The sequence below is a fragment of the Alphaproteobacteria bacterium PA2 genome (assembly GCA_002256425.1).
Lineage (GTDB): Bacteria > Pseudomonadota > Alphaproteobacteria > Caulobacterales > Caulobacteraceae > Phenylobacterium.
On sequence record NKIZ01000001.1, the window covers coordinates 2,093,209 to 2,114,635 of the forward strand.

Genomic DNA, 21,427 nt, shown 5'->3' on the forward strand with positions numbered 1-21,427 from the left:
CTCCGATCATGAAAGCCCTAGGCCGCCAGTTGTGCGACCTGACAGACCATCCAGACAAAACTCGCCACCGACACAAAAGCCAGCGATTCCCGCGCCAAACGAACCATGATCAAAGCCCCTTGTTGATGTTCTGTGTATGTTCCTATTCTTGGTTTGTTCTCATGGCAAGAGGGAATTTCACTCTGGGAGGCAACAAGGCGCACTCGATCCCTTGCCCCTGACAGCAGGCATGGTCCCTTCGGGTTATCGGGACGGCTTCAGCTGAAAGTCTTGGCGACCAGCTTGCCGTCCACAAGCCCCAGAACCCGGTCCATATGCCGGGCGAGGTCGAAATTGTGGGTGGCGACAAGGGCCGCGACGCCCTCCTGCCTGGCCAGGGCATAGAGGTTCTCAAACACAGCGGCAGAGGTGGCTGGATCGAGATTGCCCGTCGGTTCGTCCGCCAGCAGCAGCCGAGGCTTGTTGGCCAGGGCCCTGGCGATCGCCACCCTTTGCTGCTCCCCGCCTGACAACTGGGCAGGCTGGTGGTGGAGACGCTCGGCGAGGCCCAGCTGGCCCAACAGATCTTCCGCCCGAGCCCGCGCCGCGCGCTTCGTCTTGCCGGCGATCATCTGCGGCAGGGCCACATTGTCCAGGGCGCTGAACTCGGGAAGCAGGTGATGGGCCTGATAGACAAAGCCGATCCGGGAAAGCCGAATGCGGGTTCTCTGGGCGTCGGTCAGCCCGGAACAGTTGCGGTCTTCGATGAAGATCTGCCCTGCTGTTGGCTGTTCCAGCAATCCCGCTGCATGGAGGAGTGAGGACTTTCCAGAGCCCGAGGGTCCGACCAGGCCGACAATCTCACCGCGCATAAGGTCGAGATCTGCCCCGGCCAGGACATGCAGCAATCTCTCACCCGAGCGATAGGTCCGCTCGAGCCCCCGAATGGCCAGGACCCGCTCACTCATAGCGCAGGGCCTCCACCGGATCGATCCTGGATGCCCGCCAGGCAGGGATCAGGGTCGCCGTAAAGGCCATGGCCAGGGACCAGCCTGTAATGGTCGCCACCTCGGCCCAGTCGATCTTGGCGGGAATGCGCGACAGGAAATAGATGTCGGACGAAAAGACCTGCGAGCCGGTCGCCCACTCAACAACCCGCTGGATGGCGTCGATGTTCAGGCAGAACAGCACGCCCAGAAGCAGCCCTGCTATCGTCCCCAGCACGCCGATCGAGGCGCCGACCATGAAGAAAACCCGCAGGATCGCGCCCTGCCCTGCGCCCATGGTCCGCAGGATGGCGATGTCCCGGCCCTTGTTCTTCACCAGCATGATCAGGCCCGAAATGATGTTCATGGCGGCGATGGCCACCAGCAGCATCAGGATAAGCCGCATGACATTGCGTTCGACCTGGAGCGCGCCCCAGTAGGAAGCGTTCTTCTGGGTCCAGTCGGTCACAATGGCGGTCGGACCCGCCACCTGGGCGACATCAACCTTGAAGTCCGGCGCCTTGTCCGGATCCGCCAGCTTCATTTCGACAAAGTCGACACCCCCATCACGACCAAAGAAGACCTGGGCCTGAGGCAGGGGCATGTAGATGAAGGCCTGATCATAGTCGCTCATGCCGACGCTGAAGGTGCCCGCAACGGTGTAGGCCTTGCGTTGCGGCGTGGCGCCGAAGGCCGTCGCGCCACCCGTCGGCGAAACGAGGGTCAGGTCATCGCCCGGCTCGACGCCGAGATTCTGCGCCAGCCTGTCTCCGACCAGGATGAGGTCGCCGCCATACTCGCCCTCGCCGAAGCCATCCAGCGATCCCCGGGTGATGTTTCCGGAGACCAGCTTCAGGGCCCGAAGGTCCGCTAGGGTCATGCCGCGCACCACCGCCCCGGAAATCTGTCCGCGCCCCAGGGCCATGGCCTGGGCCTCAATGACCGGCGCAGCCTGTGTGACCCCTGGCATGGCCTTGAGGCGCGCCACCAACTGATCACGATCCGGACTCATCAGTGTCTGGCCAGTGACATAGACATGGCCGTTGAAGCCCAGGATCCGGCTCATCAGTTCGGACCGGAAGCCGTTCATCACGCTCATGACGATGATCAGCACAGCCACCGCCAGGGTGATGCCGACAAAGGATATCACTGTAAGCAGACCTACCCCGCCCTCGCTGCGGCGGGCCCGCAGATAGCGACCTGCGACAGCGCGCTCCCACGGCCCGAACGGCGGGGACTGGCCTTCGAGAATTACGGGGTCGGTCAAGCCTAGTCCTTGTGGCCGGGGAAGGCGCCGATGGGGATCAGATTGAAATGCATCACGAGCCACAGGATCAGAAACAGGAAGGCTGAAATAAGGCTCGTCAGGATGAACTTGCGCTTCAGGTCGGGGTTCACCGGTGCTCCGGGATCACCGCCATCGCCCTTGTCAATGCCCGCTTCGGCATGGGTGATGGTGCCGAGGGGCAGGACGGCGAACAGCACGGTCCACCAGATGGTCATGTAGATGGCGATGCCGGTGAAGCCGTTCATCAGTGAGCGTCCTTTGGAGTTTCCATGAGTTCGACGAGAACGCCGCCCATATTCTTCGGATGAACAAAAATGATCGGCACACCGTGGGCGCCGATCCGCGGTTCGCCGGTGCCGAGAATGGTGGCCCCCTTGGCCCGCAGGTCATCCCGTGCCGCAACCAGGTCATCGACTTCAAAGCAGACATGGTGCTGCCCGCCCGACGAGTTCTTGGCCAGGAAGTTGTGGATCGGCGAGTCATCGCCAAAAGGCTCGATCAGCTCGATCTGGCTGTTGGGCAGGTTGACGAAACAGACCCAGACACCCTGCTCCGGCATGGAAAACTTCTCGCCGATCGACGTCGCGCCGAGAACGTCGCGATAGAGCTTTACCGACTCTTCGATGGAGGGAGTCGCAACCCCCACATGGTTCAGTTTTCCGATCATGGGTGGGCTTCTACACTGCTTGGCGAAGTTGCGTCAGACCCCCCTTTAGACCTGTTCCTATCTGGTCGCCAGCGCCGCGCCGCCGTCACGCAGGTGCGCCTTGCTCTGAGCCGGCTCGAAGATGGCGCCAGTGGCGAGAAGGGCCGCGATCCGGTCAGGGTCATAGCCAAGCTCGGCCAGCACTTCGACACTGTGCTCTCCCAGATCCGGGGTCGGATATCTGAACCCGCCAGCGGCGGCGGAAAAGTCTGCATAGGCGCGTACGCTCTGGACCTCGCCGAGGCGGTCATGGGTCCAGACCTCGAACATGTCGTTCTCCCAGAGCCAGGGATCACCAAACGCCTCGTCAGCCTCGATAGCCGGCGCGCAGGGAACTCCCTGATCAAAAAGATGCTCAGCGATCTCGTTACGCGACTGCCCACGGAAGCAGGCTTCAAGCCGAACAGCGAGATCGCCGTCCCGCGTCGCCGCCAGAGCTTCCTGCGGCGGACCACAATCCTGCCCAAGGGCGCGGGCAAGCGCCGTGACATCCCGCTCGGTCTCGCAGGCCAGAGCGATCCAGCCGTCGGCGCACTGATAGAAGCGGGTCAGGGCCCGAACGCCCACGCAGTCCCGCCCACCGAGATCGTTCTCGGGGCGGCCGGCATACCGCGTCATCTCGCAGATCTGGTAGGTCAGGCTCTGAGCCATGAGGCTGGTCCTGAACTCCTGCCCGGCGCCCGTCTGCTCCCGGGCGTTCAGCGCCGCGATCACGCCAAAGGCTACAACAGCGGCGGTCGCCGTGTCGTTGACCGCAATCGTATGCAGGATGGGCTCATCATCTCCCCCCTGGGCGGCCATCATGCCGCCTTCCGCCTGCAGCAGAGGGTCAAAGCCCGGTCGTTCGGCCCTGGAACCGGTTGCGCCATAGGCGTTGATCGAGCCCGAAATGATCCGCGGATTGACCGCCTTCAGTGCCTCGTAGCCAATGCCGAGGCGATCACGCACCCCCAGCCGGTAGTTGTCGATCACCACGTCGGCGCCCCGGGCGAGGTCCAGGAACAAGGCCCTTGCCGCATCCTGCTTCAGGTCGATCCCCAGGGCGCGCTTGCCCCGGCTGCAGGCCAGGAACACGCCCCCATCACTGCGGAAGGGGTCGCCTTCCGCCGGCTCGATCTTGATCACATCGGCGCCCAGATTGGCCAGCACGCCGCCTGCATGGGCGCCGGCAATCACGGTGCCAAGATCCAGTATGCGAACCCCCGCCAGGGGCGCTGACCTTGGTCCGGAAGCGCCGGGAGCCGGGCGCGGCTCCCAGTCAATCCTGTCCACGGTCTGCCCGAGCCCTTTAACCCGTCCGGGCGTTTCCAGCAGCTGGACAGGAATATTGGGCATGTCCACCCTGCCCTTGCCGGGGTGATCAAACCCGATCCGCAGGCCGGCTTCAGCAATCACCGGATGATCGAACCAGGCCTCGCGCCGGCCCACCGGGCCGCAGGGCACCCCGGCCGCCCGCAGTTTCTCAAGCCAGACATCGCGATCCTCCCGGAGGAAGGCTTCATCCAGCTCCTTCCGGGCCAGCTCCAGATCCAGCAGATAGGTCTCATATCGATCACCCAGTCCCAGAACCCCCAGGGCCAGCTTGAAGAAACTCATAAATAGCGTGCCAAGGAACAGCCATTGGCCGTCACGGCAGGGATAAAGCCGGTAGTTCGGCGCCCCGCCCCTTGGCGCACCCCGCGGCAGGACGCCGGCCGATCGCACGTCAATCGGCCCGGTGAGCTGGCTCATGCCATGTACGCCGCTGACCACCACGGCTTGCCCCTTGCCGCTCCTGGAGCGCTCGAGCAGGGCTGCCCCAATGGCGTTGGCGCCCATCATGGCCTGGGCGTACCAGACCAGGGGCAGGACCAGATGGACCGGGGTGTCCTTGTATGCGCCTTGCCTGAAACTCATGCCCGTCAGCGCTGTAATCAGGTTCTGACGGGGCGGCAGCTGGCTCCATTTCCCGCGAATGCCGTAGGGGGGCATCCAGGCGTGGATCAGGCGCGGGTGCCTTGCGCACAGGGTGGCGCTGTCAAGACCCAGCGCTTCCAGCTTCCCAGGAGCATGGTCAAAAACCACCACATCGGCCTGGGCGATCAAGGCCTCAGCCTTTGCCAGATCATCGGCGACCGACAGATCCAGGGTCAGGACCTGCTTGTTTCTTGCAAAGGTTTCGTATCCTGGGCGACTGGCTGAGTGATCGCCGCCAGGGGGCTCGACCTTGACCACCCCGGCGCCGAAATCTCCGAGGAACATGGTCGCCATCGGGCCTGGCGTGCCCTGTGTAAAGTCCAGCACCCGAAGGCCGGCATAGGCGGTCATGGCAATTCTCCCCTCGCGCAGCCCTTGTTCCGGTGCGTCGACGCGCCATGAAAGCCGACGCCGCCCGATTGGGCAAGGTCAGGCGGTCCTGTTCAATCTTGACGGCGTATAGATATCCGGCGGAAACTATGTCATCGCACCTTCGAGACTCGGTCGCCGACCGTGGAACCTGGCGCAATTTCTCCCCTGAGGCGCGTATGCCCCGTTTGACGTTTTCCCTGCTCGCGGGCGTCCTGCTGCTATCGGGCTGCGCCGCAGTTCCGGACCTCGCTCCTGGCCCTGAGCTTCGGTCCGGAACGGATCTTCTGTCGACCGAGAGCCTCAAGGGCGGAAATGCAGACTGGCCTGCCGACCAATGGTGGACCGCCTACGGAGACCCCCAGCTAAACCAGATTGTTGACGAGGCCCTCGCCGGCTCTCCGACACTGGCCGAAACCTCCGCCCGTCTGAAATCGGCCCAGGCGCGCGCGGACATGGCCGCCGGTGGAACCCTGCCCAGCCTCAGCGCCAACGGCCAGGTCGCCCAAACCAAGCAGAGCTATAATGCCGGGTTTCCGAAGCTGTTCGTGCCAAAGGGCTACAAAGAGTTCGGCCGCGCCAGCCTTGATTTCGGCTATGACCTGGATCTGTGGGGCCGCAATCGCGCCGCACTCGCCGCAGCAACTTCCGAGGCCAGGGCGGCGCAAGCCGATGCGGCCCAGTCCCGGCTGATCCTGACCACCACGCTTGTTTCGGCCTATGCAGACCTTGCCCGGATCAGCGGCGAGATAGCCGCGGCCGAGGCATCGGCCCGCAACCGGGACGCCTCCAGCGAACTTGTGCAGAGGCAAATGGCCAACGGCGTTGCAAATCGCGGAGAGGCCCAGCAGGCGAAAGCGGCCTCCGCTGCGGCGCGGGGTGAGCTGGCCAGCCTGCAGGAACAGGCCTCCCTCGCCCGAAACCGGATTTCAGCCCTCATGGGGGCGGGCCCTGACAGGGGACTCAAGCTGTCCCCGCCCCTGGCACAGGCCGGTACCAGCGCCGGACTGCCGGACAAGGTTGAGATCAATCTCGTTGGCAGACGCCCGGACCTGACAGCCGCACGTCTTCGGGCGGAAGCCGCAAGTCGACGGATCGATGTGGCCCGGGCAGGCTTCTACCCGAATATCAACATCGCGGCCTTTCTGGGCCTGCAGTCTCTCGGTCTTGACGCCCTGACCCAGGCCGGGTCAGACATCGGCCAGGCTGGACTGGCGCTCAGCCTGCCCATTTTCGAGGGCGGCCGTATCCGGGCGGGCTACAAGGGCGCGCGGGCGGACTATGACGCCGCCGTCGCCGCCTATAACCAGGCCCTGGTCCTTGCCCTCAAGGATGTCGCCGACGCCGCCGTCAGCGAGCGGTCCCTGTCCGTCCAGCTGGCCGCCGCCCGCGAGTCCCTGTCCGCCGGTGAGGCCGCCTACCGCATTGCCCGCCTGCGATACGAAGGCGGTCTGTCCAGCTATCTCGTCCTTCTGACTGCAGAGAACACCGTCATCGCCCAGCGACGCGCCGTGGCCCAACTGGAAGCCAGGGCGCTCAGCCTTGACGCCAGCATGGTCCGCGCCCTGGGCGGCGGCTTCCGCAGCTGATCTGAACCCTTCCGCGAAAGACACCACCATGTCCCAAGACCAAGCCCCGGCGATCGCCCCTTCCCGCCGCCGCCGTCTGTTCAGCATTCTGGGAGGCGTCGTTGGCGTCGGCGCCCTTGCCTGGCTGGCCTGGTGGACCCTGATTGGCTCGAAACATGTGGAAACGGATAACGCCTATGTCCAGGCCTCCAACGCCCAGGTAACGGCCCTGGTCAGCGGCGCCCTTGTCTCGGTGCCAGTTCACGAAACACAGGTTGTGAAGAAGGGCGACATCCTGGCTGTCATTGAACCCCAGGACTTCAGCCTCGCCGTCCAGAGGGCCCGTGCAGACCTGGATCAGGCCCAGCGCCGGGTTCGTCAGTACTTCGCCAATGACCGCGCCCTGGCCGCCCAGGCCATGGCCAGCGCCGCCGACATTGATCGCGCCCAGGCTGAACTGCGCCGCGCCGAGGTGGAGTTCGGACGCCGCAAGGCCCTGTCGGCCGCCGGCGCAGTTTCCGGCGATGAGCTGACCGCAGCCGAGACCCAGCTGGCCGCCGCCCGCTCGGCCCTGGCCCAATCGAGGGCCGCCGCCACCGCCGCCGCGGCCCAGCAGGAGGCCGCCAGCGCCATGACGGCCGGCAGCGATGTGACATCAAACCCGGAGGTCGTCGGCGCCCGGGCAAGGCTGGCCCAGGCTGAGCTTGATCTGGCGCGCGCCACCGTCCGGGCTCCGGTCGACGGCATTGTCACCCGCAACAGCGTCGAGGTCGGTCAGAAGGTCGCAACGGGCGCGCCCCTCATGGTGATCGTGCCGGTGCAGAACGCCTATGTGGAAGCCAATTTCAAGGAAGGACAGCTGCGCAAAGTGGTCATCGGCCAACCCGTGGAGCTGACCTCCGACCTCTATGGCGACAAGGTGAAATACACCGGCAAGGTCATTGGCCTGTCGGGTGGGACCGGCTCGGCATTTTCCGTAATCCCGGCCCAGAACGCCACAGGCAACTGGATCAAGGTGGTTCAGCGGGTGCCGGTGCGCATTTCCCTCGACCCGAAGGAACTGGCCGCCCATCCCCTGCGGGTCGGCCTCTCCATGACGGCCGTCATCGACACGTCCAGACGCTAGGCCGCAAGTGACCTATCAAACAGCCCAGGCCAATCCCCTGACCGGCGGTCGCCTCTGGGCGGCGGCCCTGCTGCTGGGTCTGGCCAATTTCATGGTGGTGCTGGACACCACCATCGCCAATGTGTCGGTGCCGCACATTGCCGGCGCCCTGGCCGTTTCGCCGGCCCAGGGCACCTGGGTCATCACCTCCTATAGCGTGGCGGAAGCCATAACCGTTCCCCTCACCGGCTGGCTGGCCCAGAGGTTCGGCGCCGTCCGGGTCTTCGCCTTCGGCATGGCGGGATTTGGCCTGTTCTCCCTTCTGTGCGGCCTGGCGCCAAGCTTTGCCCTGCTGGTCGCATTTCGGGTCGCCCAGGGCCTGTGCGGTGGGCCGATCATGCCCATGTCCCAGACCCTCATGCTCCACATCTTCCCCCGGGAACGGGCAGGCGCCGCCATGGGCCTCTGGAGCATGACCACGGTCGTGGCGCCCATTGCCGGCCCCATCCTCGGGGGCCAGATCTCGGACAATCTCCACTGGAGCTGGATCTTCCTGATCAACATTCCCGTGGCGGCCTTTGTTGGCGTTTTCGCCTATCGCCTGCTGATCAGCCATGACACCGACACACGGAAGGTCCCGGTGGACTATGTCGGCCTTGGTCTGCTGGTCACCTGGGTCGGGGCCATGCAGATCATGCTGGACAAGGGCAAGGAGCTGGACTGGTTCTCCTCCCCGACCATCATCCTGCTAGCCCTTGTGGCGGCCATAGGCTTTGTCTCCTTCCTGATCTGGGAGCTCACCGCCCAGGATCCGATCGTCAATCTCAAGGTCTTCCGACACCGAGGCTTTTCAGCCGCCGTCACCACTATGAGCCTGTCCTTCGGGGCCTTTTTCGCCTGCGTGGTCCTGGTGCCCCTCTGGCTGCAGACCACCATGGGCTATACGGCCACCTGGGCCGGTTATGCCGGATGCCTGAATGGCGTTCTGGCAGTCTGCATGTCGCCAGTCGTGGCGAGGTTTGTCGGCAAGGTCGACGGCCGCCTGTTGACCTCGTTCGGCGTATTCTGGATGGGCCTCATGGCCTTCTGGCGAACCGGCTTCACCACGGATGTCACCTTCTGGAACATCGCCTTACCCCAGTTCATCATGGGCTTTGGCATGCCCTTCTTCTTCATCTCCACCACAAACCTGGCCATGTCGTCGGTGGATCCGGAAGAGACGGCCTCGGCGTCAGGCCTGGCCAACTTCCTGCGCACCATGGGCGCGGCCTTCGCCACATCGATCATGACGACCACCTGGGACAGTACGGCTAACCGCAAACATGAACTTCTGGCAGGCGCCCTGCCAAATCCCCAGGCCACAATCGACGCCCTGATGGCCAGGGGCATGAGCCATGAACAGGCGCTGACCCAGCTGGACCGCATGGTTCAGGTCCAGGCGATCATGATCTCCACCAATCAGATGTTCATGGCTGCCGGCGTGGTCTTCCTAATCGCTGTGGCGGTGGTCTGGCTGGCCCCGAAGCCCAAACCCATGGCTGGGGGACCCATGGGCGGGCACTAGGCCACGATCGGGATCAGCGACGCCTACTTCTTCGCCTTCTTCTTGGCCGCCTGCCACTCCCGGTATTCCCGCTTTTCCCGGTCCGCCTTGCTCTCGCCGGGAATGATGGCCTTTCCCGTTGCAACGACCGCCTTGGTCCCGGTTCCGACTACGGCGCCCGTAACACCGACAACCGCGCCACCCACTGCGGCGGCGACGCATCCACTGAGGGCGAGGCCAGCAATCAGCACTGCAAGGGTTTTCAGGACGGGCATGAGGTTCTCCAGATCAGACGTGCATTCCGCCACGATTCTGGACCGACGCCTTGCAACCTATCAATGCCCCAAGCAAACATGTGGGCGGAGGCGCTCATGACCAAGGACAGATTGACGGCGTTCAGCGACGGCGTCTTCGCGATCATCATTACCATCATGGTCCTGGAACTGAAGGTTCCACACGGCGATGACCTGGCGGCGCTCTTCGGCCTCTGGCCGACATTCCTGAGCTATGTCCTCAGCTTCACCTTTGTCGCCATCTACTGGCACAACCATCATCACCTGCTTCATGCTGCGAAGGTCGTGAACGGCGCCGTCCTGTGGGCCAACACCCACCTGCTCTTCTGGCTGTCCATACTGCCCTTCGCCACCGGCTGGATGGGCGAGAACCATTTCGCACAATTGCCCGTGGCGACCTACGGCATTGCCCTGCTCATGCCCGGCATCGCCTACTACATCCTGCAGACCGTCATAGTCCGCGCCAATGGCTCGGATCAGACCCTGGCCAAGGCCCTGGGCGATGACTGGAAGGGCAAGCTGTCGCCGCTGATCTGCATACTCGGAACAGGCTTCGCCTTCGTCGACCCCAGGCTGGCTTGCGCGGTCTATGTCCTGCTCGCCTTGATGTGGCTGACTCCGGACCCAAGGATATCCAGGGCCCTGTCCAAAGGAGGGGCAGACTAGATCCGCAGGACCGTGGTCTCGACCACTGGGCGACGTCCCCAGATCCGGTGGCCAGCTTTCTTGATTGTACGCGACAAGGCCGTCTCGACCACATCGTCGAATTCCCGGTCGTCGCCTGACAGGCGTGACAGAGCTTTTTCCGCCTCCTCAGCCAGATCATCCAGCACTTCGTCCATGGGATAGTCGGCGTCGGCCGGCAGGCCTACGGCGCGCACCTGCGGCCCGGAAGCAATCTTGCCCCGTCCGTCCAGAACCACGGCGACGGTCAGAACACCGTTGAACGCCGCATGTCGGCGTTCGCGCAGGGCGTCGCCGTTCTCGGGTGTCAGGACGCCGCCGTCGACATAGATGCGGCCGGCAGGCACTTCATCGATGATCTCAGCCCGGCCCGGCGCCAGGCGGACCATATCGCCATTGCGCGGGGTGACCGTCTGGGGAACCTGAAGGTCTTCGGCGAAGGCGGCGTGTTCGAGCAAGTGGCGGCGCTCGCCATGGGTGGGGACGGCGATGGTCGGCCGGGCCCAGGCGTACATCTGCGCCAGTTCGTCCCGGCAGGGGTGGCCAGACACGTGAATGCCCGGATGGTCCCGCTCGGTGTAGAGGCGCACCCCCTGGTCGGCGAGGCGGTTCTGCAGGTTGCGGATCGGCACCTCATTGCCCGGAATGACCCGCGACGAGAAGACGACACTGTCCCCTGCCCCCAGCCGGACGCTCTGGTGCGTACCGTCAGCAATGCGGAAAAGGGCGGCACGAGGCTCGCCCTGGCTGCCCGTGCAGAGATAGAGGACCTTGTCCTTCGGAAACCCTGCAGCCTGGGCGTCGGTCAGGAAGTCCTTGATGTCGCTCATCAGGCCCACGGACTTGGCCGCAGCCGCCATGCGATGCATGGACCGGCCCACCAGGGCGACCCGCCGCCCCGCCGCTTCGGCCGCCCGGATCACAGAGTCCATGCGCGCCACATTGGAGGCGAAGCAGGCCACGGCGACCTTGCCTTTCAGGCCGGCGATCAGCTCCGTCATGGCGATGCGGACATCCGCCTCGGACCCGGCATGGCCGTCGACGAAGACATTGGTGGAGTCGCAGACCATGGCCAGGACGCCCTCATCCCCCAGCTTACGCAGGGCCGCATCGTCGGTGACGGCGCCCAGCAAGGGGTTGGGGTCGATCTTCCAGTCGCCGGTGTGCAGGACCGTGCCCAGGGGGGTGCGGATCGCCAGGCCATTGGGCTCCGGGATGGAGTGGGTCAGGGTGATGAGGTCGAGCTCGAACGGACCAAGGGAGATGTGCCCGTCCAGGGGGACCTCGGTGATGTGAGCCTCATCGGCCAGACCCTTTTCCCGCAGCTTCTCCCGCAGGAGGAAGGCCGTGAAGGGCGTCGCGTAGAGGGGCGCTTTCAGGCGGGGCCAGAGCCAGGCCACGGCGCCGATATGGTCTTCATGGGCGTGGGTCAGGACGATGCCGAGAATGTTCTTGGCGTGCTCTTCGATGAACTCGGGATCAGGCAGGATCAGCTCGACGCCCGGGGTCGTCTGGTCGCCAAAGGTGACGCCGAGATCGACGACGATCCACTTGCGGGCATGGGGCGGGCCGAAGCCATAGAGATTGAAGTTCATGCCGATCTCGTTGGATCCGCCCAGGGGCAGGAATACGAGTTCGTCGTCAGCTTTGAGTTTGGCCATTTATGCCTTGGGGGAGTTGCGCCTGTGGATTTCCAGCAGGCCGCGAATGGTGAGGTCGGGATCGAAATGATCAATGGTTTCGGTAGCGCCGTGAAACAGCGAGGCGACCCCGCCGGTGGCGATCACGGTCATGGGCTGCGGATGCTCCGCCTTGATCCTGGCGATCAGGCCTTCGATCAGGGCGATATAGCCCCAGAAGACCCCGGCCTGCATGGCGCCAACCGTGTCCTTGCCGATCACGCGGGCAGGCTTCTGGATGGCCACCCGGGGAAGTTTGGCCGCAGCAGCGTGCAGGGCTTCCATGGACAGATTGATGCCAGGCGCAATGACGCCTCCCTCGAATCCGCCGTCCGACGCGATGACGTCAAAGGTGGTGGCCGTTCCGCTGTCGATGACGATCAGGGGACCTGAATAGACCGCATGGGCGCCGATGGCGTTGACCAGCCGGTCAGCGCCGGCCTCGGACGGTTTGTCGATCCGCACCGGAATCCCCAGATCGGCATTCTCGCCAATGACCAGGGGCTCCACATGGAGATAGCGCCTGGCGAGATTGCGCAGATTGAAGATCGATTGCGGCACCACGCTGGAAATGATGCAGCCATCCAGCATGGAGAAGTTCAGCCCGGCCATGGCCAGGAGCTGGAACAGCCAGACGGCGTACTCATCCGCCGTGCGGCTGGAGTCCGTCGCCGCCCGCCATTGCGAGGTCCAGGTCTCGCCATCATGGATGGCGAAGAGGGTGTTGGTATTGCCTTGCTCGATCGCGAGAAGCATTCAGGCCCCCCCAAAGAAAATATCGCCGGCGGTTATGCGCAGAACAGCGCCATCGGCCAAGCGCAGCCGCAGGGCGCCGTCCGTATCCAGGCCCTCAGCCACACCCTTGTGGGTCTGGTTTGGCAGCCGCGCCTCGCAGGGCTGCCCCAGGCCATAGGCCCGGTCAGACCAGGCTTTCGCGATGGGTGAAAAGCCGGATCCCACCCAGAGGTTTCGCCAGAATTCAAAGCGTTCGACCAGGATGTTGAGCGCATCAAGGGCGCCAGGCGGCGGGCCGTTCAGGAGTTCCGCAAAGGCCATGGCCGGCCGCTCCGCATTTTCCGGAGCTTGGGCGAGATTTATCCCCATGCCGACCGCCAACCAGAGGGTTCCGTCATCACGGGCGCCGGATTCCACGAGGATTCCAGCGGCCTTCCGCCCCCCGACCATCAGATCATTGGGCCATTTCAATTGACCGGCGCCTTGCCCAAGATAGTGATCGGCCAGGTCTGCGGCTGCGAGAGCCGCTACGAAGGAAACCTGGGCTGCATCGCCCGGCGGAAGATGAGTACTGAAAAGGTGGGTCGCCGCAAGGTTGCCCGACACGGTTTCCCAGGTCCTCCCCCTACGCCCACGGCCTGCGGTCTGCACCTGCGCCGTAATCCACAGGGGCCCGAAATCCCCGGCCTCGGCGCGTCTCCGCGCCTCGCTGTTCGTGGAGTCCAGCTCGACGTAGGCCTCGATCCGTGGCGCGGCCACCTATTTGAGGCCGAACGCTGCAGCAGCCAGATGGGCCTGGGGATCGATGACGGTAAGGCCGATCAATGCGGCGACAGGTATCGTGAAGAGCGCTGCGGCAATGGCGATCGTCTTGGCGTCCATGGGCGGTTTGTCGGTCGCGCCGGCAGAGGCGTCGAACCACATGACCTTGATCAGGCGCAGATAGTAGAAGGCCGCAACCACACTGCCGACCAGACCGGCGATGGCCGCCCCCTGCAGGATGGGATCGGGCACCGCGATCGCCGCCTTGAACACGTAGATCTTGGCGAAGAAACCCGAAAAAGGCGGCAGGCCGAGGGCCGAGAGCGAAAAGGCCGTCATGGCCAAGGCTATACCCGGCTGTTCCTTGAATAGACCCGCCATGTCCTCGATGGTTTCCATGGACTTGCCCTGCCGGGACAGGGCGGTCAGGCAGGCGAAGAACCCCGTCACGTCGACGATGTAGAGAACCATGAAGACCATCATGGCCTGGACGCCTTCGGCATTGCCGGCTGCGAGACCCAGAATGGCGTAACCAACGTTGGCGATGGAGGAATAGGCCCAAAGACGCTTGAGGTTGCTCTGGGCAAGACCCGCAAAGGCGCCGACCGCAATGGAAGTCAGGGCCAGGATGATCAGCACCTGCCGCCACTGGGCGATGGCGCCCGGGAAGCATTCGTAGAGAACCCGGGCGAACAGCACCATGGCGGCCAGCTTGGGCGCGCCTGCGAAGAACCCGACAACCGGGGTTGGAGCGCCCTCATAAACGTCCGGAGTCCACATGTGGAAGGGCGCAGCTGAGACCTTGAAAGCCAGGCCGCAGATCAGGAAGATCAGGCCGAACAGGACGCCCGTCTGCGCGCCCTGGTGGACGGCGGCGGCGATGTCCTCGAACCGGGTCGAGCCCGCGAAGCCATAGATCAATGAGGCGCCATACAGCAGCATGCCCGAAGACAGGGCCCCGAGGACGAAATACTTCAGGCCCGCTTCAGAGGCCTTCAGATTGTCCCGGTACATGGCCGCCAGCACATAGAGCGCCAGGGACTGGAGTTCGATGCCGATATAGAGGGCGATCAGATCGCCGGCGCTGACCATCATGCCCATGCCCAGGGCGGCCAGCAGGATCAGGACGGGGAATTCGAAGGTCGCAGCGCCCTTGCGGGCGAACCAGTTGCCTCCCAGCGGAATGGCTGCCGCACTCGCCAGATAGATGGCGACGCCGGCATAGCCTGCTGCGGCGTCCGCCTTCAAACTACCGGAAAAGGCGATCCCCCGCGGCCCCAGGGCTGAGATGATGGCCGCAGAGATCAGGGCGCAGAACGCCACGAACCCGATCGAGTCCGTCGCCTTTGGATTGAAGGCGCCGACTACGAGAAGGACAAGAGCTGAAACTGCGAGAAGCAGTTCTGGAAAAGCCAGGACAAGATCGATCAGCATAGGCCCCCCCTAAGCGCCGGAAAACGCGTGGTAGGCCGAAACCAGATGGTCGACCGAAGCTTGGGTGATTTGGAAAACAATGCCCGGCTGGAAGCCGAGATAGAGTGTCGACAGGATCAACGGGGTGAAGATGATCACCTCGCGCATGTCCAGATCGGTGATGCTGGCCAGGGCAGGATTGGTCATCTCGCCGAACACGGTCCGCCGATAGAGGCTGAGGGCGTAGACGGCCGAGAAGATCACCCCGGTCGCCGCCACGAGGGCCGTCCAGGTTGAGGCGCGGTAGGCCCCCGTCATGGTCATAATCTCGCCGACAAAGCCTGACGTGCCTGGAAGGCCGACATTGCCCATGGTGAAGAGCATGAAGACTGCCGCATACCAGGGCATGCGGTTCACCAGGCCGCCATAGAAGGCGATCTCGCGGGTGTGCATGCGGTCATAGACCACGCCGACGCAGAGGAAGAGCGCACCGGAAATCACCCCGTGGCTGAGCATCTGGAAGATGGCGCCCTGGACGCCGATGGCGTTGCCCGAGAAGATTCCCATGGTCACGAAGCCCATGTGGGCCACCGAGGAATAGGCGATCAGCTTCTTGATGTCAGTCTGACGGAAGGCGACCAGCGAGGTGTAGACAATGGCGATGACGCTCAGGGCGAAGACCAGGGGCGTGAAGGTCGCCGAGGCCTCCGGGAACATGGGCAGGGAGAAGCGAAGGAAGCCGTAGCCACCCATCTTCAGCAGGATGCCGGCAAGGATGACCGAGCCCGCCGTCGGCGCTTCCACGTGGGCGTCCGGCAGCCAGGTATGCACCGGCCACATGGGCATCTTCACCGCGAAGGAGGCGAAGAAGGCCAGCCACAACCAGGTCTGGAGCCAGGGCGCGAACTTGTAGGTCATCAACTCGGGAATGGAGCTGGTGCCCGAGACGCTGATCATGGCCAGAATGGCCGCCAGCATCAGGACAGAGCCCAGCAGGGTGTAGAGGAAGAACTTGAAGGCCGCATAGACCCGGCGCTTGCCGCCCCAGATCCCGATGATCAGGAACATGGGCACAAGGCCGAACTCGAAGAAGGTATAGAAAAGCACCAGATCCATGGCGCAGAAGACGCCGATGACCAGGGTCTCGAGAACCAGGAAGGCGATCAGGTATTCAAGGACCCGGGTCTCGATGGACTTCCACGAGGCCAGGATACAGATCGGCATCAGGAAGGCGGTCAGCAGGACGAAGAGCACCGAAATGCCGTCCACGGCCATGGCGTAGTGCAGACCTGCAAACCACGGAATGTTCTCGACGAACTGGAAGCCTGGATTGGCGCGATCGAATTGCGCCGTCAGGACTACCGACAGGGCCAGGGTCGCCAGAGTGGTCAGCAGGGCTACCCACTTGGCCGTTTCGACGGTCCGTGCGTCGTCAGCCTTGCCGAGCACGCGCAGGCCCAGGATCGCCGCCACGCCCGCGAGGGGGGCGTAGGTGATGAGGGAAAGAATACCGAGCATCAGGTCGCCCTCCCCTATGCCTGCCAGGCCCACAGCGCGAAGGACAGAAGTCCCGCCACGCCGAGGAGCATTACGAAGGCATAGTGATAGACATATCCGGTCTGGACCTTGCCCATGCGCTTGCCGAGATTGAGGGACAGGGCCGAGACGCCGTCGGGGCCAAGGCCGTCAATGAGCTTCTGATCCCCGCCCTTCCAGAACAGGTCACCCAGGAATTTCGCGGCCTTCACGAAGGTCGCCTCATAAAGCTCATCAAAGTACCACTTGTTGTAGAGGAAGCTCCAGAGCAGGCCCTTACGCGCAGCGATCCGGGCGCCCATGCCTTCTTTCAGGATGTAGACGTAATAGGCGATCAGCAGACCACTGGTCGAAACCACCAGAGGCAGCCACAGCACCCAGGTCGGCGAGTGATGGGCATGCTCGAGAATGTGGTTGGTCGGGGCATTGAAGATGGCGCCCTTCCAGAATTCGTTGCGTTCCTCGCCAACGAACTTCTCGACGAAGGCAAAGCCCGCAAACACCGCCCCGAAGGACAGCAGGATGATCGGGATCAGCATGGAGAGCGGGCTCTCATGGGGCTTGTGATCATGGCCGTGGTCGTCATGACCGTGGTCTGTGTGGGCTGCATGGTCATCGTGACCGTGAGCCGCGTGGTCGTCATGGGCCGCATGAGCGCCCCATTTGGCAGTGCCATGGAAGGTCATGAAGGCCAGACGCCAGGAATAGAAGGCCGTCAGTCCAGCTGCGAAGATGCCCACGAAGAAGGCGAAATAGGCCACGCCACCATACTGTTGGCCGGCCGCGAAGGCCGCCTCGATGATGGTGTCCTTGGAATAGAAGCCGGCGAAGCCCAGTTCAACCCCTGGTATACCCACCCCGGTGATGGCCAGGGTGCCGATGGTCATGACCGCATAGGTGATGGGCATGAGTTTCCAGATGGCGCCCATCTTCCGCATGTCCTGCTCGTGATGCATGCCGTGGATCACCGAGCCGGCGCCCAGGAACAGCAGGGCCTTGAAGAAGGCGTGGGTGAACAGGTGGAACATGGCCGCCTGATAGGCGCCGACGCCCGCCGCGAAGAACATGTAGCCCAGCTGCGAACAGGTCGAATAGGCGATGACCCGCTTGATGTCGTTCTGGGCCAGACCCACCGTCGCGGCGAACAGGGCCGTCACGGCGCCGATCAGGGTGACAATCTGCTTGGCGACAGGGGCATACTCGAAGAGGGGCGAGAGCAGGCAGACCATGTAGACACCAGCCGTCACCATGGTGGCGGCGTGGATCAGGGCCGACACCGGCGTCGGGCCCTCCATCGCGTCAGGAAGCCAGGTGTGCAGGAAGAACTGGGCTGACTTGCCCATGGCGCCGACGAACAGCAGGGCGCAGGCCAGATCGATGGCCGACCAGTTCTGCCCGAGGAAGGGCCAGGTCTTGCCGGCGAACTCCTGGACGCGCGGGAAGATCTCGGCGAACTCGATGGTGCCGAACATCCAGTAGACCGTCATGATCCCCAGGGCGAAACCGAAGTCCCCTACCCGGTTGACCACAAAGGCCTTGATGGAGGCTGCATTGGCCGAAGGCTTGTGGAACCAGAAGCCGATCAGCAGGTAACTGGCCAGACCCACCCCTTCCCAGCCGAAGAACAGCTGCATGAAGTCCGCCGCCGTCACCAGGGACAGCATGGCGAAGGTGAAGAGCGAGAGGTAGGCGAAGAACCGCGGACGCGACGGGTCTTCGGCCATGTAGCCCCAGCTGTAGACGTGGACCAGGGCCGAGACCGTCGTCACGACAATCAGCATGACCGCCGACAGACCATCCAGCCGCAGGGACCAGTTGGACTGGAAGTCGCCCACATGGATGAAGGGGGCGATCTGCAGGGTGAAGGGCTCCAGCCCGCCCCAGGTCCATTGGGCGAAGATCGTCCAGGACAGGAGGCAGGAAAGGATCAGGAAGCCCGTAGTAACAGCCTGAGACGCGAAGTCGCCAATGCGGCGGCCGAACAGGCCGGCCACCATGGCGGCGAAAAGGGGGCCAAAAACGATGACCGGAAGAAGGGACTGTGCCTGCATGCGCCTAGCCCTTCATCACGGAGACGTCGTCCACGGCGATGTCGCCGCGGTTGCGGAAGAAGGTGACCAGGATGGCAAGACCCACAGCCGCCTCTGCAGCGGCCACGGTCAGGACGAACATGGCGAAGATCTGGCCTGTGATGTCGTGCAGATAGGCCGAGAACGACACCAGGTTGATGTTCACCGCCAGCAGGATGAGCTCCACCGACATCAGGATGACGATGATGTTCTTGCGGTTCACGAAGATCCCGAAGACCCCGATAGTGAACAGGATCGCCGCGACGGCCAGATAATGGGCAAGACCTATGGTCATTCGGAAATCCCCTGGCCGGGTTTGATGTCTGTTACGCGCATGCCGGTCTTGGGGCTCCGCGCCACCTGATCGGCTATGACCTGACGGCGAACGCCCGGCTTGTGGCGCAGGGTCAGGGTGATGGCCCCAATCATGGCGACCAGCAGAACCAGACCCGCAGCCTGGAAGAAGTAGGCATATTGTGTGTAGAGCACCTGGCCGATGGTCTCGGTATTGCTGATATAGCCAAGCGAGGCTTCCGGATTGGCGTTGCCGGCGGCCGCGCCCTTGGAGGCGACCGTGGCGCTCACTGCCACCATTTCAAAGGCCAGCAGCCCGGCGACCAGCGCCCCAAGCGGCATGTAGCGGGCGAAACCCTGCCGCAGGGCGGTGAAGTCCACATCCAGCATCATGACGACAAACAGGAACAGCACCGCCACGGCGCCCACATAGACGACCACCAGAAGCATGGCGAGGAACTCGGCGCCGAGCAGGACGAAGAGCCCCGCCGCCGAGAAAAAAGACAGGATCAGGAACAGGACCGAGTGGACCGGATTGCGGGCTGACACCACGCAAAAGGCCGACACTATGGTCACTGTCGCCAGCAGATAGAAAGCGATCGCCTGCAAGGCCACTTGTCTGCGCCCCTCAAATCCATGCCGCCTGTCGGAGTGACAGGCTGAGCGTTCAGTCGTTCAGATCCGCCTGCCGCGTTTAGCGGTAGGGCGCATCCAGTTCGAGATTCTTAGCAATTTCCCGCTCCCAACGATCCCCGTTATCGAGCAGGCGTTCCTTGTCGTAGTAGAGTTCTTCCCGTGTCTCCACGGCGAATTCGATGTTCGGCCCTTCGACAATGGCGTCCACTGGACAGGCCTCCTGGCACAGACCGCAATAGATGCATTTGACCATGTCGATGTCGTATCGGGTCGTCCGGCGGCTGCCGTCCTCCCGGGGTTCGGCCTCGATGGTGATGGCCTGGGCCGGGCAGATGGCTTCACAAAGCTTGCAGGCGATGCAGCGCTCTTCACCATTGGGATAGCGCCGCAGGGCGTGCTCGCCCCGGAAACGAGGCGACTGGGGGCCGCGCTCGTTCGGATAGATCACCGTCGCCTTGGGGCGAACCATATAGACCATGGCCATGCCCAGGGCGCCGAAAAAGTCGGACAAGGCCGCGCCCCGCACCACCTGTGAGATGCGCTTCATCATGGCTTTTTCCTGCACTCATAGGCGGACGACCTCTGTGGGTCGCCATCGGTCTTCAGTACCAGAACCTCGCCCTTGTCCGCGCAGGCGGCCCGGGCGATCTTGAGGGTGTCATAGGTCGCCACATCGCCATTGTCGCCGGCGGTGGCGCAGCCAGACATCAAGGCGCAGGCGATGGTGAGGGCGGCGATCCGGATCATGCGGACACCAGCCAGAAGACTTTCCAGCCCGCCACGAGGACCACAGCGATACCCGAGATCGGCAGGAAGACCTTCCAGCCCAGGCGCATCAGCTGGTCATAGCGATAGCGAGGGACCACAGCCTTCACCATGGCGAACATGAAGAAGAAGAAGCAGATCTTCACCGAAAACCAGAAGAGGCCGTAAAAGCCCTGGGCGATCGGTCCCCACTTGTGAACGAAGTCGAAGTCGATCGGGGCCTGCCATCCGCCGAAGAACAGGATGGAGATCATGGCGCACATCAGGACGATGCTCACCAGTTCGCCGATCATGAACAGCAGGAAGGGGCTGGAGGAATATTCCACCTGATATCCGGCCACGAGCTCGGATTCCGCTTCCGGAAGGTCGAAGGGCGGACGGTTGGTTTCAGCCAGGGCCGAGATGAAGAAGATCACCGCCATGGGCACCATGATCACGCTGAGGGCGAGATTGTTCAGGCCATGGCCGCCGCCGAACACGTTCCAGTTCCAGAAGCCGCCGGCCTGATGCTCGACAATCCCGCCCAGGCTCATGGTTCCGGTCAGCAGGATCACGGTGATAATCACGAAGCCGATGGAGACTTCATAGCTGACCATCTGCGCTGCGGACCGCAGGCTTCCCAGGAAGGGATATTTCGAGTTGGAGGCCCAGCCGCCCATGATGATGCCGTACACACCAAGGGAGGAAATGGCGAAGAGGTAGAGGACACCCACATTGATATTGGCGACCACCCAGCCCGGGGCGAAGGGGATCACCGCCCAGCCCACCAGGGCCAGTGAGAAGGTCAGGACCGGCGCCAGAAGGAAGACGAACTTGTCGGCCCCGTCCGGAATGATGATTTCCTTCAGGATGAACTTGAGCAGGTCGGCAAAGGACTGAAGCAGGCCAAAGGGACCCACCACATTCGGCCCTTTGCGCATCTGGACCCCGGCCCAGATCTTGCGGTCGGCCAGCATGAAGAATGCCAGGGCCACCAGCAGGGGCAGGACCACCAGCATGATCTGCCCAAGGGTGATCAGGGTCCATCCGAGGGGCGTGGCCCAGAAGGTGTTCGCGCCCAT

The 21,427-nt window shown here is 63.5% G+C and carries 22 protein-coding genes; 4 read left to right on the plus strand and 18 right to left on the minus strand.

All coding sequences use genetic code 11. The features are described from left to right. Positions 1 to 17: 17 nt before the first annotated feature. From CFE28_10065 to CFE28_10090, 6 genes are all read right to left on the minus strand, one after another. Entirely contained in the window at positions 18 to 107 is a 90-nt protein-coding gene (locus CFE28_10065; protein ID OYU70303.1) for a cell division inhibitor SidA, read from the minus strand. A gap of 150 nt (positions 108 to 257) precedes the next feature. Next, positions 258 to 947 carry an ABC transporter gene (locus CFE28_10070; protein OYU70304.1) on the minus strand — a complete coding sequence of 230 codons (690 nt, stop codon included), beginning with the start codon at positions 945 to 947 and terminating at the stop codon, positions 258 to 260. Next, positions 940 to 2,217 (minus strand): lipoprotein-releasing system transmembrane subunit LolC, encoded by a 1,278-nt coding sequence (locus CFE28_10075; GenBank protein OYU71660.1) that lies wholly within the window; start codon positions 2,215 to 2,217, stop codon positions 940 to 942. The genes CFE28_10070 and CFE28_10075 overlap by 8 nt, the downstream gene beginning before the upstream one ends. Positions 2,218 to 2,234: 17 nt before the next feature. Further along, positions 2,235 to 2,498, minus strand: a complete 264-nt coding sequence (locus CFE28_10080) for a hypothetical protein (protein OYU70305.1) — start codon at positions 2,496 to 2,498, stop codon at positions 2,235 to 2,237. Then, entirely contained in the window at positions 2,498 to 2,920 is a 423-nt protein-coding gene (gene mce, locus CFE28_10085; protein ID OYU70306.1) for a methylmalonyl-CoA epimerase, read from the minus strand. Before mce ends, CFE28_10080 begins: the two co-directional genes overlap by 1 nt. A gap of 57 nt (positions 2,921 to 2,977) precedes the next feature. Next, positions 2,978 to 5,266 carry a hypothetical protein gene (locus CFE28_10090; protein ID OYU70307.1) on the minus strand — a complete coding sequence of 763 codons (2,289 nt, stop codon included), beginning with the start codon at positions 5,264 to 5,266 and terminating at the stop codon, positions 2,978 to 2,980. A gap of 197 nt (positions 5,267 to 5,463) precedes the next feature. On the opposite strand from CFE28_10090, the gene CFE28_10095 reads away from it, so the two are divergent. The 3 genes from CFE28_10095 to emrB all read left to right on the plus strand — a co-directional run bounded on the left by CFE28_10095 (position 5,464) and on the right by emrB (position 9,521). Beyond that, positions 5,464 to 6,873 carry a multidrug transporter gene (locus tag CFE28_10095; protein ID OYU70308.1) on the plus strand — a complete coding sequence of 470 codons (1,410 nt, stop codon included), beginning with the start codon at positions 5,464 to 5,466 and terminating at the stop codon, positions 6,871 to 6,873. Positions 6,874 to 6,901: 28 nt separating this feature from the next. Next, positions 6,902 to 7,978: an EmrA/EmrK family multidrug efflux transporter periplasmic adaptor subunit gene (locus tag CFE28_10100; protein OYU70309.1), complete on the plus strand. Its 1,077-nt coding sequence runs from the start codon at positions 6,902 to 6,904 to the stop codon at positions 7,976 to 7,978. Positions 7,979 to 8,069: 91 nt separating this feature from the next. Beyond that, positions 8,070 to 9,521, plus strand: a complete 1,452-nt coding sequence (gene emrB / locus CFE28_10105; protein OYU71661.1) for an MFS transporter — start codon at positions 8,070 to 8,072, stop codon at positions 9,519 to 9,521. Positions 9,522 to 9,544: 23 nt separating this feature from the next. On the opposite strand, the gene CFE28_10110 is transcribed toward emrB, so the two are convergent. Continuing rightward, a complete protein-coding gene (locus CFE28_10110) occupies positions 9,545 to 9,775 on the minus strand; it encodes a hypothetical protein (GenBank protein OYU70310.1) in 231 nt (76 codons plus the stop codon). A 96-nt stretch (positions 9,776 to 9,871) separates the two neighbouring features. Here CFE28_10110 and CFE28_10115 point away from each other — a divergent pair, with 96 nt between their 5' ends. Beyond that, complete coding sequence (locus CFE28_10115) at positions 9,872 to 10,459, plus strand: hypothetical protein (protein ID OYU71662.1); 588 nt, start codon at positions 9,872 to 9,874, stop codon at positions 10,457 to 10,459. Here CFE28_10115 and CFE28_10120 read toward each other — a convergent pair. The 11 genes from CFE28_10120 to CFE28_10170 all read right to left on the minus strand — a co-directional run bounded on the left by CFE28_10120 (position 10,456) and on the right by CFE28_10170 (position 21,427). Further along, on the minus strand, positions 10,456 to 12,138 hold the full coding sequence (locus tag CFE28_10120; GenBank protein ID OYU70311.1) for an MBL fold metallo-hydrolase: 1,683 nt from the start codon (positions 12,136 to 12,138) through the stop codon (positions 10,456 to 10,458). The two genes, CFE28_10115 and CFE28_10120, sit on opposite strands and share 4 nt — an antisense overlap. Then, positions 12,139 to 12,912 carry a pantothenate kinase gene (locus tag CFE28_10125; protein OYU70312.1) on the minus strand — a complete coding sequence of 258 codons (774 nt, stop codon included), beginning with the start codon at positions 12,910 to 12,912 and terminating at the stop codon, positions 12,139 to 12,141. Beyond that, positions 12,913 to 13,650: a biotin--[acetyl-CoA-carboxylase] ligase gene (locus CFE28_10130; protein OYU70313.1), complete on the minus strand. Its 738-nt coding sequence runs from the start codon at positions 13,648 to 13,650 to the stop codon at positions 12,913 to 12,915. Next, positions 13,651 to 15,087 carry an NADH-quinone oxidoreductase subunit N gene (locus CFE28_10135; GenBank protein ID OYU70314.1) on the minus strand — a complete coding sequence of 479 codons (1,437 nt, stop codon included), beginning with the start codon at positions 15,085 to 15,087 and terminating at the stop codon, positions 13,651 to 13,653. Between the two features lie 9 nt (positions 15,088 to 15,096). Continuing rightward, the gene (locus tag CFE28_10140) at positions 15,097 to 16,584 is read right to left on the minus strand and encodes an NADH-quinone oxidoreductase subunit M (GenBank protein ID OYU71663.1); all 1,488 of its coding nucleotides are present in this window, start codon (positions 16,582 to 16,584) and stop codon (positions 15,097 to 15,099) included. Positions 16,585 to 16,598: 14 nt separating this feature from the next. Then, positions 16,599 to 18,653 carry an NADH-quinone oxidoreductase subunit L gene (locus CFE28_10145; GenBank protein ID OYU70315.1) on the minus strand — a complete coding sequence of 685 codons (2,055 nt, stop codon included), beginning with the start codon at positions 18,651 to 18,653 and terminating at the stop codon, positions 16,599 to 16,601. A gap of 4 nt (positions 18,654 to 18,657) precedes the next feature. Continuing rightward, the gene (locus CFE28_10150) at positions 18,658 to 18,966 is read right to left on the minus strand and encodes an NADH-quinone oxidoreductase subunit K (protein OYU70316.1); all 309 of its coding nucleotides are present in this window, start codon (positions 18,964 to 18,966) and stop codon (positions 18,658 to 18,660) included. Next, the gene (locus CFE28_10155) at positions 18,963 to 19,580 is read right to left on the minus strand and encodes an NADH:ubiquinone oxidoreductase subunit J (protein ID OYU70317.1); all 618 of its coding nucleotides are present in this window, start codon (positions 19,578 to 19,580) and stop codon (positions 18,963 to 18,965) included. Before CFE28_10155 ends, CFE28_10150 begins: the two co-directional genes overlap by 4 nt. 79 nt (positions 19,581 to 19,659) lie before the next feature. Then, complete coding sequence (locus tag CFE28_10160) at positions 19,660 to 20,151, minus strand: NADH-quinone oxidoreductase subunit I (GenBank protein OYU70318.1); 492 nt, start codon at positions 20,149 to 20,151, stop codon at positions 19,660 to 19,662. Further along, entirely contained in the window at positions 20,148 to 20,348 is a 201-nt protein-coding gene (locus CFE28_10165) for a hypothetical protein (protein OYU70319.1), read from the minus strand. The genes CFE28_10160 and CFE28_10165 overlap by 4 nt, the downstream gene beginning before the upstream one ends. After that, positions 20,345 to 21,427 carry an NADH-quinone oxidoreductase subunit H gene (locus CFE28_10170; protein ID OYU70320.1) on the minus strand — a complete coding sequence of 361 codons (1,083 nt, stop codon included), beginning with the start codon at positions 21,425 to 21,427 and terminating at the stop codon, positions 20,345 to 20,347. The genes CFE28_10165 and CFE28_10170 overlap by 4 nt, the downstream gene beginning before the upstream one ends.

Bases quoted from the DNA above. Each gene is read 5' to 3' on its own strand.
- CFE28_10140 (OYU71663.1), bottom strand. From the start codon at position 16,584: ATGCTCGGTATTCTTTCCCTCATCACCTACGCCCCCCTCGCGGGCGTG.
- CFE28_10150 (OYU70316.1), bottom strand. From the start codon at position 18,966: ATGACCATAGGTCTTGCCCATTATCTGGCCGTCGCGGCGATCCTGTTC.
- CFE28_10095 (OYU70308.1), top strand. From the start codon at position 5,464: ATGCCCCGTTTGACGTTTTCCCTGCTCGCGGGCGTCCTGCTGCTATCG.
- CFE28_10115 (OYU71662.1), top strand. From the start codon at position 9,872: ATGACCAAGGACAGATTGACGGCGTTCAGCGACGGCGTCTTCGCGATC.
- CFE28_10120 (OYU70311.1), bottom strand. From the start codon at position 12,138: ATGGCCAAACTCAAAGCTGACGACGAACTCGTATTCCTGCCCCTGGGC.
- CFE28_10145 (OYU70315.1), bottom strand. From the start codon at position 18,653: ATGCAGGCACAGTCCCTTCTTCCGGTCATCGTTTTTGGCCCCCTTTTC.
- CFE28_10090 (OYU70307.1), bottom strand. From the start codon at position 5,266: ATGACCGCCTATGCCGGCCTTCGGGTGCTGGACTTTACACAGGGCACG.
- CFE28_10080 (OYU70305.1), bottom strand. From the start codon at position 2,498: ATGAACGGCTTCACCGGCATCGCCATCTACATGACCATCTGGTGGACC.
- emrB (OYU71661.1), top strand. From the start codon at position 8,070: ATGGTGGTGCTGGACACCACCATCGCCAATGTGTCGGTGCCGCACATT.
- CFE28_10135 (OYU70314.1), bottom strand. From the start codon at position 15,087: ATGCTGATCGATCTTGTCCTGGCTTTTCCAGAACTGCTTCTCGCAGTT.
- mce (OYU70306.1), bottom strand. From the start codon at position 2,920: ATGATCGGAAAACTGAACCATGTGGGGGTTGCGACTCCCTCCATCGAA.
- CFE28_10070 (OYU70304.1), bottom strand. From the start codon at position 947: ATGAGTGAGCGGGTCCTGGCCATTCGGGGGCTCGAGCGGACCTATCGC.
- CFE28_10170 (OYU70320.1), bottom strand. From the start codon at position 21,427: ATGGGCGCGAACACCTTCTGGGCCACGCCCCTCGGATGGACCCTGATC.
- CFE28_10065 (OYU70303.1), bottom strand. From the start codon at position 107: ATGGTTCGTTTGGCGCGGGAATCGCTGGCTTTTGTGTCGGTGGCGAGT.
- CFE28_10100 (OYU70309.1), top strand. From the start codon at position 6,902: ATGTCCCAAGACCAAGCCCCGGCGATCGCCCCTTCCCGCCGCCGCCGT.
- CFE28_10110 (OYU70310.1), bottom strand. From the start codon at position 9,775: ATGCCCGTCCTGAAAACCCTTGCAGTGCTGATTGCTGGCCTCGCCCTC.
- CFE28_10160 (OYU70318.1), bottom strand. From the start codon at position 20,151: ATGATGAAGCGCATCTCACAGGTGGTGCGGGGCGCGGCCTTGTCCGAC.
- CFE28_10125 (OYU70312.1), bottom strand. From the start codon at position 12,912: ATGCTTCTCGCGATCGAGCAAGGCAATACCAACACCCTCTTCGCCATC.
- CFE28_10165 (OYU70319.1), bottom strand. From the start codon at position 20,348: ATGATCCGGATCGCCGCCCTCACCATCGCCTGCGCCTTGATGTCTGGC.